The 12,847-nt window shown below is 48.5% G+C and carries 8 protein-coding genes and 6 pseudogenes; 9 read left to right on the top strand and 5 right to left on the bottom strand.

Annotation, left to right across the window (positions count from 1 at the left end; genetic code table 11):
- The first annotated feature begins 12 nt into the window (after nucleotides 1-12).
- From HNR55_RS14035 to HNR55_RS14025, 3 genes and pseudogenes are all read left to right on the top strand, one after another.
- On the top strand, nucleotides 13-987 hold the full coding sequence (locus HNR55_RS14035; protein ID WP_166116380.1) for an ABC transporter permease: 975 nt from the start codon (nucleotides 13-15) through the stop codon (nucleotides 985-987).
- Nucleotides 977-2,013: pseudogene (locus HNR55_RS14030) on the top strand (ABC transporter ATP-binding protein). Before HNR55_RS14035 ends, HNR55_RS14030 begins: the two are co-directional and overlap by 11 nt.
- A gap of 161 nt (nucleotides 2,014-2,174) precedes the next feature.
- Nucleotides 2,175-3,044, top strand: a complete 870-nt coding sequence (locus HNR55_RS14025; RefSeq protein ID WP_373318124.1) for an ABC transporter ATP-binding protein — start codon at nucleotides 2,175-2,177, stop codon at nucleotides 3,042-3,044.
- 40 nt (nucleotides 3,045-3,084) lie between these two features.
- Here HNR55_RS14025 and HNR55_RS14020 read toward each other — a convergent pair whose 3' ends face one another.
- Complete coding sequence (locus HNR55_RS14020; RefSeq protein ID WP_166116376.1) at nucleotides 3,085-3,606, bottom strand: RidA family protein; 522 nt, start codon at nucleotides 3,604-3,606, stop codon at nucleotides 3,085-3,087.
- A gap of 55 nt (nucleotides 3,607-3,661) precedes the next feature.
- A pseudogene (locus HNR55_RS17075) lies at nucleotides 3,662-3,758 on the bottom strand (IS481 family transposase); the annotation flags it as partial.
- Between the two features lies 1 nt (nucleotide 3,759).
- Between HNR55_RS17075 and HNR55_RS17315 the strand changes: the two are divergent.
- Nucleotides 3,760-4,104: pseudogene (locus HNR55_RS17315) on the top strand (transposase); the annotation flags it as partial.
- A gap of 96 nt (nucleotides 4,105-4,200) precedes the next feature.
- A pseudogene (locus HNR55_RS14005) lies at nucleotides 4,201-4,359 on the top strand (IS5/IS1182 family transposase); the annotation flags it as partial.
- 449 nt (nucleotides 4,360-4,808) lie between these two features.
- Here HNR55_RS14005 and HNR55_RS14000 read toward each other — a convergent pair.
- Nucleotides 4,809-7,211, bottom strand: a complete 2,403-nt coding sequence (locus HNR55_RS14000) for a TonB-dependent receptor (protein WP_242005611.1) — start codon at nucleotides 7,209-7,211, stop codon at nucleotides 4,809-4,811.
- Nucleotides 7,212-7,492: 281 nt separating this feature from the next.
- Between HNR55_RS14000 and tauD the strand changes: the two genes are divergently transcribed.
- The 3 genes from tauD to HNR55_RS13985 are packed head-to-tail and all read left to right on the top strand — an operon-like array spanning nucleotide 7,493 to nucleotide 10,746.
- Nucleotides 7,493-8,419, top strand: coding sequence for a taurine dioxygenase (gene tauD, locus HNR55_RS13995; protein WP_166116373.1), 927 nt, complete (start codon nucleotides 7,493-7,495; stop codon nucleotides 8,417-8,419).
- Between the two features lie 43 nt (nucleotides 8,420-8,462).
- A complete protein-coding gene (locus HNR55_RS13990; protein ID WP_166116371.1) occupies nucleotides 8,463-9,809 on the top strand; it encodes an amino acid permease in 1,347 nt (448 codons plus the stop codon).
- Nucleotides 9,810-9,855: 46 nt separating this feature from the next.
- Nucleotides 9,856-10,746 carry an aldo/keto reductase gene (locus HNR55_RS13985; protein WP_166116369.1) on the top strand — a complete coding sequence of 297 codons (891 nt, stop codon included), beginning with the start codon at nucleotides 9,856-9,858 and terminating at the stop codon, nucleotides 10,744-10,746.
- A 317-nt stretch (nucleotides 10,747-11,063) separates the two neighbouring features.
- Here HNR55_RS13985 and HNR55_RS13980 read toward each other — a convergent pair.
- Nucleotides 11,064-12,181, bottom strand: a protein-coding gene (locus HNR55_RS13980) for an IS3 family transposase (protein WP_166116367.1) whose coding sequence is annotated in 2 segments (ribosomal slippage) — nucleotides 11,064-11,929 and nucleotides 11,929-12,181 — 1,119 coding nt in all. Because the reading frame shifts where the segments join, the coding sequence is not laid out codon by codon here.
- A gap of 48 nt (nucleotides 12,182-12,229) precedes the next feature.
- On the opposite strand from HNR55_RS13980, the pseudogene HNR55_RS13975 reads away from it, so the two are divergent.
- Nucleotides 12,230-12,419 (top strand): annotated as a pseudogene (locus HNR55_RS13975) (integrase core domain-containing protein); the annotation flags it as partial.
- Between the two features lie 322 nt (nucleotides 12,420-12,741).
- On the opposite strand, the pseudogene HNR55_RS13970 reads toward HNR55_RS13975, so the two are convergent.
- A pseudogene (locus tag HNR55_RS13970) lies at nucleotides 12,742-12,847 on the bottom strand (IS5/IS1182 family transposase); the annotation flags it as partial.

The raw sequence follows: 12,847 nt of genomic DNA, 5'->3' as shown, positions 1-12,847 counted from the left end.
GAAGGACAGACCATGATCATGCCCCTCCTGCGCCGTCTGGGTCAGACGGTTTTTGTTCTGTTCGGTATTTCCGCACTGGTGTTTGCCGTTTTTTTTGCAACACCCGGAGCAGACCCCACGGCCCGTATTGCAGGGCGCAATGCCGCCCCCCAGACCATGGAAAAAGTCCGTAAGGAATACGGTTTTGACCGCCCCTTGCCCGTACAATACGCCATTATGATGAAAAAACTGTTCATCACCCGTGATCTGGCAAGCTACGCCAACCGGGGTGAACTGGTTGTGCCCGAAATCATGCGGGCGGCCCCTGTAACCCTCTCGCTGGTAAGCGGAGCCGCTGTTATTTGGGTGGTGCTGTCCATTGGCATGGGAGTTGTTGCCGCTGCGTGCAAAGGGTCATGGATTGACCGCACACTCATGATGGCCGGGCTGGTTGGCATTTCCATTCCCGTTTTCTGGCTTGGGCAGGTTGTTAACCTGATCACCCAGAACCGTTACCACGATACATGGCTGTTTTCCTGGGTGCCGGGGCTGGGATATGTGCCTTTTACCCAAAGTCCATGCGGCTGGTTTTTAGCGCTGGTTATTCCGTGGTGCGTGCTGGCAGTCATGTTTGTTGGCATTTACAGCCGGATTTTACGGGCTGATCTGGTAGCGATTATGGGGGAGGACTTCATACGCACCGCCCGTGCCAAAGGGTTGTCCCCTACCCGTATCCTGCTCCGCCATGGCCTGCGCACAGCGCTTATAACCTTTGTTTCGCTCTTTGGCATGGACTTTGCTCAGCTTGTCGGTGGGGGCGCATTGCTGACAGAGGTTGTTTTTGGCCTGCCCGGTGTGGGCCGCCTGACCTATCAGGCGCTCAACAGCCTTGATCTGCCCCTGATCATGGCCACGGTCATGTATTCGGCCGTATTTGTGGTGCTGGCCAATGCTCTGGTGGATGCGGCCTATCTTTTTCTTGACCCAAGGGTGCGCGATGCCCACTAACACGCCCTCCCCCCCGTTGCTGGATGTGCACGATCTGTGCGTGAGCTTTACCTCACGCGGGCAGGTCATCCCTATTGTGGAGAACCTGTCCTTCAGCATTGGTGAGCAGGAAATACTGGGGCTGGTGGGGGAATCCGGGTCAGGCAAATCCGTTACAGCCATGGCCCTTATGGGGCTGATTGATGCGCCCGGCGTGCATGTGAGCGGCTTCGCCCGCTTTAAGGGGCAGGACCTGCTTGGCCTGTCAGGCAAACAGATGCGTGCTCTGCGTGGCCGGGAAATCGCCATGATTTTCCAGGACCCGATGACCGCCTTTACCCCCGTTTACACCATTGGCTGGCAGATTGATGAGCAGTTACGTGCCCACCAAAGCCTCTCCCGCAGGCAGGCCCGCACCCGCACGGTAGAACTACTGGGGGAAATGGGGGTGCCAGACCCCGCCAATACCGCCAACAGATACCCGCATCAGCTCTCTGGCGGGCTGCGCCAGCGCGCCATGATCGCCATGGCGCTCTCCTGCAACCCGTCCCTGCTGATCGCGGATGAACCCACCACAGCACTGGACGTAACCGTACAGGCCCAGATTCTGGATCTCATGCGCAGGCTGCGTACTACCTATGGTTCCTCTGTCCTGCTGATCACGCACGATATGGGTGTGGTGGCCGAAACTTGCGATAGCACATTAGTCCTGTATTCCGGCCGGGCGGCGGAAACAGGTACCACGCAAGACCTGTTTGCTCACCCTCAGCACCCCTACACAGCAGCTCTTTTAGCCTCCATCCCGCCCATGAACGGCCCACGCCCGACCAGACTGCCAGCCATTCCCGGCGCGCCCCCCCAACCTCTGGAGCGCCCGACAGGCTGCGCCTTTGCACCACGCTGCACTTACACCCATGCCTCCTGCCTGCCTGCACCCCCCCCGCGTTTTGCACGGTTGGCCCGGCGCATAAGGTTGCCTGCGTGCTGCCCAAGGAAGGGAATCCCCTCCCCAAGCGCTTTTGCTCCAGCACAACACCTGTTCTGTGAGAAGCCCCATGCAGTTCCCTTCCCCCACCGTGCAGGCGGCTCCTCTTCGCTCATCTTCAGATGCAACGCAGCCTTTGCTGGCGGTAAGGGATGTTTACAAGACCTACAGCCTCAGACACGGGCAAACACTCCGGGCGGTAGATGGCGTCTCCTTTACCGTTATGCCCGGCGAGGTGCTGGGTCTTGTAGGGGAATCCGGTTGCGGCAAGTCCACACTGGGGCGCTGCCTGCTGCGGCTTAATGATGTGTCTGCCGGTCAGATTGTTTTTGATGGTCAGGATATAACGCGCCTGCCCGAGCGTATTTTGCGCCCCCTGCGCCAGCAGATGCAGATGGTGTTTCAAGACTCCTACGCATCCCTTAATCCCCGCAGGCGGATCGGGGACCTGCTGGCAGAACCCCTGCGGGTTCACCGCACACCGGATGGGCGCAAACATACACCCATGACCATAGCACACAGGCTGGAAGAACTGATGGAACTGGTCAGCCTGCCCCGTGCGGCGCTGGAGCGCTACCCGCACGAATTTTCGGGTGGGCAGCGCCAGCGCATTAACATTGCCCGCGCTCTGGTGCTCTCCCCCCGCCTTGTGGTGGCGGATGAACCTGTTTCGGCTCTGGATGTTTCGGTTCAGGCCCAGATTGTCAACCTGTTTGCAGATTTACAAAAAAGCCTCGGCCTGACCTATGTTTTTATTGCCCATGACCTTGCCGTGGTCCGGCAGATATCCACCCGAGTGGCGGTCATGTATCTTGGTGCGATTGTGGAACTGGGGGAGACAGATACCGTTCTGCACAACCCGGCCCACCCCTACACCATAGCCCTGACGCAAGCCGTGCCCCGCCCGATTGTGGGGGCTGCAAGGCATGCGCCTTTGCGTGGAGAAATTCCAAGCCCTGTTAACAAACCTTCAGGCTGCCGCTTTCATACCCGTTGCCCGGCTGTGCAAACCCGCTGCCAGAACGAAGCCCCGACCTTAACGCAAATTGCGCCCAACCATAGGGTAGCCTGCCATTACCCAGTATTAAAATAGTGCAAGGGCACGCACGGTCCCTGCCTGTGCGCAGGCTGGATCAGTGATGAGGGGGCTTGGCTGCCACAACCTCAATTTCCACCAGCCAACCGGGTCTGGACAGTTGCGCCACCCCAAAAGCTGACCTGACCGGCAGGTTAGGCTGATCCCTTGTGCCAAAAAATTTTGTGTAACCTTGCATCATACCCTCAAAATCCATCTTTTTGGTCTGTGCATCCGCGATCATAAAAACATGCATCTGCACCACATCTCCCATGCCCACCCCCATATCCCTGAGAATATCCTTAATCCGCTTCAGGCTTTCCTCCGTCTGTGTTGCCATGGAGCCATATGCCTCCACACTTTTGGCCGGGGCTGCGGGGTTGGTGATCGGGGCACCAATGCCGCTTACGTAAACGGTGGAATATCCTGCGGGCACCTCAATGGCGGAGGCAATGGGATATGCGGCCTCATTATGCCGGACAATGCCGCTCTGCGCCTGTGCCGGGGCTATGCTGCCCGTGACGACAAAAGGCATTATTGCAAACAGACAGGAAGATACAAAAACTTTAAACATAGGCATGGGGTTCCTCCGTTTTGGCGTCGGATGCCTGCGCACGAACGCAACATCGGTGGGGTTAAGTGTTTAGACCCGGGATTTGATGGATTGATGATGAATTTTTCCGGCTCTGAAGTCCATATCTTGCAGATGTATTCGTGGGGTGTGAGACCGTTCATCGGTCGTTCGCGTGACAGGCTGACGACCAAACCCCACGCGATCGTCGATGCGATCAGCCTGCCGCTACGCATTCACCCGACGCCGGGATAATACGGCGATCGACCGCAGACGGAGACGCTTCTGTCTGGTGTGCAGGGAGTCGGCCACGTCATCGCCGACGCCGCATAAGATGCTGATCCTCTGCACGCCTTCATCGCTGATGAACTCGGTGCAACCACTCAGATCAAGTGCTTCTTCAATAAACTCAAACGCTTCCGAAGAATCGCCCTGCGATACGAAAAGACACTCACGACCTGCATGGAGTGCGTCCACCTCGCATACGTTGTCATGCGGCTACGCTGAATGCAGACAGGCCCTTCCGTGTCTATGACGGAGCGAGTGAGCCGGTTACTTCAAATCGAGGGCATTCCACGGGGCAATATCTCTGGTTCAGTGCATGCCCTGGAGGAGAAAGGGATCAAACTCTGCATTCCGGAACGGAAATCCCGCCGGAAACCGGCAAAATACGACAAACGGAAATACAAACGACACAACCGTATCGAAATCATGTTCGGGAGGCTCAAGGACTGGAGACGGGTCACAACACGCTATGACTGATGCCCCACCGTCTTCTTCTTGGCCATCTGCCTCGCCGCAACCGTCATGTTCTAGCTATGAGTCCTGAGTCTAAGCGGCCACGTTTGCCACCAATCTCACGACAGGCCACCGATAAGCTCAAGTAATCCGATCGATGCTCGCCCAGAAGGCACACTCACCAAATTCAGGCGAATAACGCGATATTTTCTTCTTCTCTACCATAGGGCTTCTCCTCCTAGAATTTTACTCTCCGGCTAATTAGGGGCCAGTTCATCTGAAAGTACACCAGATATCAGCTTCTCTGCTCAAAAGGGCTACCTATATTCCTCCAGGAAGGACCTAAAGGAAGTAGATAGCCTATTTTTAACAGAATCTTCGGCATTTATCTAGTATAGTGATGCGCCCACACCCCACCATCGAGAAAACATTCTTCCCGTATAATACAATCTTAAATATAAATTACGCATTTTTTAAAATTCTGCCTTCACTGATCCAAAGAACTGGCGCGGCGCACCAAGGAGAATTGATTGATTATTATAGGCATTATCATTTTCATTATTCATAGTGTAGCCGTTCTGCCCCATAGTGGAGACGTATTTTTGATTGGCAATGTTGTAAACATTAAATGCGACAACAAGGTTATGTACTGATGCAGAACCACTGTTAAATAGACTAATATCTTTGAATGTATATGATACACCTGCATTACTCATCCAATAATGTGGAATCTTGTAATCACCTGTATAATCATAACTGCGCTTCCCATAATACTGAGCATCAACAAATGCTTGGAAATCTCTCCACGAATAAGATATCCGTGATTTATACATAAAGCTCGGATACCCAACAACCTGCTTATTTTTTGTTGCGTAAGATACACCACCACTTGTGATGTTTTGATCATATGTAGAATGGCTGTAGCTAACACTATTAAAAATTTCAAATCCTTTTACGGGCGTAAGAGTAATGCCTGCGTCCACACCATTCATTGTTACTCCCCCAACATTTTGTACAGTAGCCGTATTATTTGTCAGGAATGCACCACCATCCCCGGTATTCGCCAATATTTGCTGAAGGCGGTTTTTGAAGTTTGTTCGGTATAAATAAAGGCTGCCTTGAATAAAACGTCCATCGTACCGATAACCCGTTGCAAATGTCCACGCTGTTTCTGGTTTCAAAGTATTACGCACGGCATCATAAGCAACCTGAGAAACAGCCATAGGAGCATTGCTGGAATTATAACCAGACTGTGGATATGTATGGACGTTCTCTGAAGCATCAAAAAACACTTCATGATGCGGGAGAAAGTTCCATTCTATACTCACATGCGGCAAAAATGCTTTAGCTGTTGTCAGACTTTCATCATTTGTCAGAGTAGGAAACCGCTCCGACCAGTTCACCGCATCGCCAACGTGTGTAGTACTCAGAACAGATTTAAACCCGAAATGCAGTGCAAGGGGCGAAATAGGGCGATATGTATCTTGGACAAACGCTGTAAATGTATTGGTATTATATTGCTGCCCCCACAATGTACGGCGCGGCACACCGGAAAAATTTCCAAACGGATCTAACGGCGTAGCACTTGCAGACGCAGGCTGCTGATAGGCATATTCATATGTCGAGTAATGATTGTTTTCATACCAGACGCCAGCAGAAATTCTATTGCGTGCTATATTATAATCAACAGATGATAAAAACCCGTATCGATGAATCGTCGGCTTTCTCATTTGTTCAAAAATCGGCCCGCCATTCAAACCTATGGTATCCTGACCATGTTGATATGCATAGGGGTTTGCATATGTTCCTGGCTGAATTTGTTCGTGTCCATAGGCTGTTGTCTTCCAATGAAGACGATTTGTTAAAGTAATGTCTGACGTTATGCCACCAAAATAATCATGAGAGGAAGCCGTGCTGTCGTAATACGATGCATCTTTAGGATCGTTTACATTCTTATATGATGACGGATAAATACCCTGTGAGGAATTGTAAGAATTTTGCCACGCATTAGGCAGGCCATAAAAATTATCCAGATAATATCCATTATTCTGAAGCCAATTAGGACTATAGTCCTGATAATTGACCATTTGCAAAGAGTCCCAGTTGAAAAATGCGCTTACATTACTCTGCTCTCCAACAGGCTGTACAAATTTTGTGTTGACCTGTTGCATGAACTGGCTGCCGCCACCTTTCCATTTTTCCGTATCATTACGCATATACGAAACATAGAATTTGGTACCGCTACTGTTGAGTTTGCCTGAATCAAATCGGAAAAATGAATGGTAGAGAGCATTACTACCAAAAGTCTGAACAACCTTCCCGCCCATTTTGTCTTTGGGAGCAGAAGACACATAATTTATGGTTCCGCCTAGATTATTCGTACTTGCGGAAGATTCTGCACCCGCACTTTGAGTAACATCCAACCTTTCGACATTTTCAGATGAAATAGCCTGTAAGGGATTCAGGCCATTATAATTTCGGAATGTCGGTTCTCCCAAAGGGATCCCATCCAATGTCATGCCTATTTCATTTTGCACAAACCCATGCATGTACAGCTGGACCGAATATGTATCTATTCCTTGTGGATCATCTGATTGGAACTGCACGCCAGGCAACTGCGCCAGAACCTTAAGGGGATTAGTGCCGGGAACCTGCTGCTCCAGAATTTTGGATGACAAGACAACCGTCGATCCATGAGCACGGTGCAAACCAGCAATGGAAATCTCTTCATCCTGCGCCAACACAGCGGCATTTGCCGTCCGCTTGGAGTTAATGCGATGTTTGGTTTCATACTTCTGGGCAACAGGAGCAGCAAAACTGATTGTTGTTGGAAGAGTGAGCGCAAAAAAACTCACCACTTTCAAATGCTTCAACATGACCTGTGACATAAATCACCAATATATATAGTTAATATGCTATATGTCATATTATACCGTGTGATATTTTTTGATAGGACTCATTTGAAAAAAACCACCTCACTTTGTTTTCATAATTCATCGCTACGCATCATGTTTTTCTATATTATCGTTTAAAAACATACACTTATATCACACTCAAAATTTATGAAAAATAATTTGACCAACTATTAAATATCGTTGAATATGCCTGCATATGATGCCGCAATACGGCAAGTTTTGTCTCAAAAGGTTTTCCGATTATGACGCACGCCCAACCGCAGCTTAACAGCCGACAATCCTCAGCAATACCGTTACTCTCACAACCTTTGCTGCATGAAAAAGAGTCGCTTGAGATAACGCGCCTATCGCCTGCTTTAGGGGCTATTGTGCATGATATTGATTTATCTCAATCTCTGCCTGATAAAACAATAGTAGAATTAAAAGATATTCTTTGCCGCGACAAAGTTATTTTCTTTAGGAACCAAAATATCAGTCCTATCGAGCAGCGTAATTTTGCTCAGAAATTTGGGGAATTACATATTCACCCCGTTTTCCCAACAGTTGAAAACGTTCCTGAAGTCATTGTGCTGGATACGCTGCATAATGACTTAAAAGATAATGCTTTATGGCATGCAGATGTCACATTCTCCGAAACACCACCACTGGGCGCTGTGCTTGCAGCCAGACATTTGCCTCCATCTGGTGGAGATACTCTTTGGACCAGCACAGCCGCCGCATATAATGCGTTATCTCCCGAAATGAAAGCACATCTTGAAAATCTAACGGCTTTACATGACTTTACACGCTCATTTCCACTCTCCCGTTTTGGGCGTGACAACAAAGAAAAACAAAAGTGGTTGAATGTTAGAAGTGAAAACCCTCCGGTCGAACATCCTGTTATTAGAATTCATCCCGACACTGGTGAGCGCTCTATATTTGTAAATGAAGGGTTTACAACCGAAATCTGTGGCTTGGAACCAGAAGAAAGTAATGCTCTGCTTCAGTTCATTTTCCAACACATTAAAAAGCCAGAATTTTCCATTCGTTGGACCTGGCAATCAGGCGATATCGCTTTTTGGGATAACCGGTCTACTCAACATTATGCCGTGGATGACTATAGACCACATAGACGCATTATGCAGCGTGTGACAATCATGGGGGATAAGCCAGTAGGCCCACGCAATTAATAGAGGTATTTGTAGTTCTGTTTTTTAAATTGAGTGTTCTATCGTGTTTGATACCCAATTACCCCACAAAAATTTACTCAGCACAACTCATGTTACGATGATTTCTGTTGGAGGCATTATAGGTGCAGGTTTATTTGTAGGCACATCTGCCACCATTTCCTCAGCGGGACCATCTGTTCTAATTTCTTATTTAATATCTGGTGCATATGTATGGTCAGTTATGATTATTATTGGACAACTTTCTCAACAATCTAATGGTAAGGGATCGTTTGTTTCACATATTGCACGAATACTGGGGGTGCGCTCTGCTTTTGTGACAGGGTGGAGCTATGCATTTCTTTGGGTTATCACTGCTGGAGCCCAAGTTGTTGCGGGCGGAATGCTCATGCACAACTTGTTCGGTCTACCTTTGTGGATTGGCGCATCTCTTTTTATAGCGTGTTCACTTATTTTAAATCTTATGCCGGTTCGCAGTTATGGAAGGGCAGAGTCCGCCTTGTCTATTTTAAAAATCATATTCCTTAGTTTATTTATTCTTTTAGGTTTTAAATGGTTTTTTTCTACGCCGTGTTCACTCCTGATGATAAAGAAAAATATTTTCCAAGAACCTAGTTTCTTCCCATTGGGTGTGAGTGCACTCTTTACTGTTATCCCAATGATTGTACAAACTTTTGCAGGATGCGAGATTGCCGTTATTGCTGCATCAGAAAGCAATAACTCTTTGTATAACATAAAAAAATCCGTTAACCGTATTCCGTTAATGATTTTATTATTCTATTTTGGCTCTGTTTTCGTCATAATTTCAATTTTCCCATGGACACAGCTTACATCTGGTCAGTCTCCATTTTTAGAGATTTTGCAATATTTAAAAATACCAGTCGCTCAGGATATCGCTATTTTAGTAACTCTTATTGCAATTTTATCTTGCTTAAATTCTGCCAAATACGTGGTTTCCCGTATCATTCGGGAAATGAGCGCATTGGAATGTACTCCTCATTTTTTGATGAGTGATACGCAGAACACCATACCTGTTCGGTCTGTAGTTTTGATATCATGTGTCGAGTTTCTCATATTTTTTTCCGCCATGTGGTCTCCATCTCATGTCTACACAATATTACTCGGAAGCTCTGGTGGTATTATCATTATTAATTACCTCATGATTGCATTATCTTTTATTTTTTCGAAACAAAATCATTCTTACTCCATGATCGCTCAGAAAAAAAAATTTACAGCACTTTCTTATTTTATTGTTCTATCTGTCCTGATAATTTTTCTTCTTATGCTGGCATCAAAAAATTCCCGGTTTGATGCAGTGCTTTCTATTGGCCTTGTGTCGTGCATATATGTTGCAAGTTATATGCTGAACATTAGAACCAAGAAATTATTATAATAACAATAACTCAAATCCATTATTTCCTTTTTTGAAAGGTATTAATATGACTACATTTTTATCTGATACGTCACAAAGCAATTTTTTTGATATCAGCGCCAATACACGAATTTACCGTCTTGGTTATGGCGCCATGCGTGTTACTGGCCATGGCATATGGGGTTTACCAAATAATTATGATGAAGCCATTCGCACTTTAAAGCGCATTCCCGAACTGGGTATTAATTTTATTGATACGGCAGATTCCTACGGACCGGACGTATCCGAAGTCTTAATAAAAGAAGCGTTATATCCTTATGCTGACAATCTTGTTATTGCCACAAAGGGAGGCCTAACCCGACAGGGGCCTGATTTATGGCGCCCTGTTGGTAGGCCAGAATATCTCATTCAACAGGTCTATAAAAGTCTACGTAATCTCAATGTAGAGCAAATTGATCTATGGCAGTTACATAGAATTGACCCCAAAGTCCCTGCTGACGAACAATTTGATACGATAAAATTCTTAATTGATAAGCAGCTTATTCGATATGCAGGATTAAGCGAGGTTTCGATACCAGAAATTCAGAAGGCATCAAAATACTTTAAGATTAGTACTGTTCAAAACAGGTATAACCTTATTGACCGGACTAATGAAGGAATTCTAAATTATTGTGAATTTCATAATATAGGATTCATACCATGGTATCCATTATCTGGCGGCATTTTGACTCGTCCCGATGAAGCATTGGAGAATATTGCACTCAAATACAATGCGACATTAAGCCAAATAGCATTAGCATGGATATTAAAGCGTAGTCCTATTCTACTACCAATTCCAGGCACATCCCAAGTGCTTCACCTTGAACAAAATGCTGCTTCTGGCAATATATCACTCAGTGATGAAGATTTTACAGCATTAACGTTACAGGGAGAAAAAATCTACAATTTGCTGTTTTAAAATTAATATTTTCAGGTAGCATTTTCCAGAGTTATGCGCTGTGATGCACAAGCTTACTGATAAAGATGAAACCGTAATCACAGCGCCTATAACAAATTAAAAACAACAAATCCTGCGCCAGAACAAAGGATTGACTCATCTGACCACAAAACTGGTAATTCATTTTCAAAAAAAAGACGCAGAATCACAAAAGTCGCCTGCCACGCCATGTTAGGCTCAGGACCCATTGATATGATTGTCAGGATGTGATTCAGACTCCTTGAGAAGACTGAAGATGAGTGACCTGTATTGGCTGTGACCCTGCCCCGAACGTGCCCTCAGTTTTGAGTTAGGGTCTGTGGGTTGTTGTATGCCTTTTTGGCGTGTTGAGCGAAAGCCGCTGGCGTCATGCCATTGAGGCTGGTGTGTGACCTGACGGCGTTATAGTCGACCCGCCAGTTCTCGATGACGGAACGGGCGTGAGCGAGATTGCGGAACAGATGCTCATTGAGGCATTCGTCGCGGAACCGGCCGTTGAAGCTCTCGACGAACCCGTTCTGCTGCGGCTTGCCCAGTGCGATATAGTGCCACAGCACCGATCGCTTCTGCTGCCAGGCCAGGATCGCGTTCGACGTCATCTCGGTGCCATTGTCGCTAACGATCATCAGCGGCCAGCCGCGATGCTCCCCGATCCGGTCGAGTTCACGACCGAGGCGTTCGCCTGACAACGAGGTGTCCGCCACCAGCGCCAGACATTCGCGCGTGTAGTCGTCGACCACCGTCAGCACCCGGAACCGCCGCCCGTTGTTCAATGCATCCGAGACGAAATCCAGGCTCCAGCGCTGGTTCGGCCCGTCGGGCAGCATCATCGGCGAGCATGTGCCCATCGCCCGTTTCCGGCCGCCACGCTTGCGGACCGACAGCCCCTCTTCGCGATACAGCCGGAACAGCTTCTTGTGGTTCATCGCCATTCCTTCCCGGCCGAGCAGGATATGCAGTCGCCGGTAGCCAAATCGCCGTCGCTCCTGAGCCAGTTCGCGCAGCCGCCCGCGCCCTGCGGCATCATCCGGGCGGCGTGACGCATAGCGCCAGGTCTTCGGGTCCATGCCGATCAGCCGGCAGGCCCGTCGCTGCGAATACTCTTTCTCCCGGATCGCCCAGGTCACGGCTTCCCGCCGCAAACCGGGCGTCACGAGTTTTTTGCCAGGAGCTCTTTCAGCGTCGAGACGTCCAACACGCTCTCCGCCAGAAGTCGCTTCAGCTTCGCGTTCTCTTCTTCAAGAGCCTTGAGGCGCCGCGCTTCCGACACCTCCATCCCGCCGTATTTCGACCGCCATGTGTAGAAGGTCGCGTCACTGATCCCGTGCTTGCGGCACAGATCCGCAGCCGTAACGCCCGCCTGATGCTCTTTCAGGACCCCGATAATCTGGTCCTGCGTAAATCGCGCTTTCTTCATCGTCTGTCTCCAGTGGACAGACCTAACTTAAATCCGTGGGCATTTCAGGGGGCAAGGTCAGAATGCCTCAACGAGCACCTGTTCCGCAACCTTGCCCACGCTCGGACAGTCATCGACACCTGAGGCCGACTACAACGCTGTCAGACCCCACACCAGCCTCAATGGCATGACGCCGGAGGCTTTCGCTCAACACGCCACCAAGGCATACAACAACCCACAGACCCTAACTTCAAACTGAGAGCACGTCGGGGGCAGAGTCACTGGTTCTAGTCTTCAAAGGAAAAATTTTGGAAAGCTAGGTATAGTGGTCGAAAACCCTGAACTCAATATAACAAGTTTCTCAGGTCATACCATAGATCATGTTATCATCCGGGGAGTTACTCCACAAAACATGCTGTATACAGTAATCAATCCGTCCGTTGTTCTTCAGCAATCGAGTAGACGATATCTATTCCTATCGAAAAATGCGAGTGTTGTCTTTACTTCGGCAGGACATGTTGCGACGACGGATCCGCCCTCAATGTTCGGTCCGAAAGTTGCAAATGTATTACGGCGTGTCGTCAGTTAAGCGGGATGATGATTGAGGCGAACTGCACGGCTGCGAGGAAGGTCGATTTCAGTTTATCGTAGCGGGTTGCGATAGCGCGAAACTGCTTGAGTTTATTG

Origin of the sequence: Acetobacter lovaniensis, assembly GCF_014207635.1 — a bacterium.
In the GTDB taxonomy this organism is placed as follows: Bacteria; Pseudomonadota; Alphaproteobacteria; order Acetobacterales; family Acetobacteraceae; genus Acetobacter; species Acetobacter lovaniensis.
The sequence above is the reverse complement of the archived record's forward strand: the minus strand, read 5'-3'. Positions and strand labels throughout refer to the sequence as shown.

Coding starts and splice junctions, on each gene's coding strand:
- HNR55_RS14035 (WP_166116380.1), top strand. CDS start 13: ATGATCATGCCCCTCCTGCGCCGTCTGGGTCAGACGGTTTTTGTTCTG.
- HNR55_RS14025 (WP_373318124.1), top strand. CDS start 2,175: ATGCCCGGCGAGGTGCTGGGTCTTGTAGGGGAATCCGGTTGCGGCAAG.
- HNR55_RS14020 (WP_166116376.1), bottom strand. CDS start 3,606: ATGCCTATGTTTAAAGTTTTTGTATCTTCCTGTCTGTTTGCAATAATG.
- HNR55_RS14000 (WP_242005611.1), bottom strand. CDS start 7,211: ATGTTGAAGCATTTGAAAGTGGTGAGTTTTTTTGCGCTCACTCTTCCA.
- tauD (WP_166116373.1), top strand. CDS start 7,493: ATGACGCACGCCCAACCGCAGCTTAACAGCCGACAATCCTCAGCAATA.
- HNR55_RS13985 (WP_166116369.1), top strand. CDS start 9,856: ATGACTACATTTTTATCTGATACGTCACAAAGCAATTTTTTTGATATC.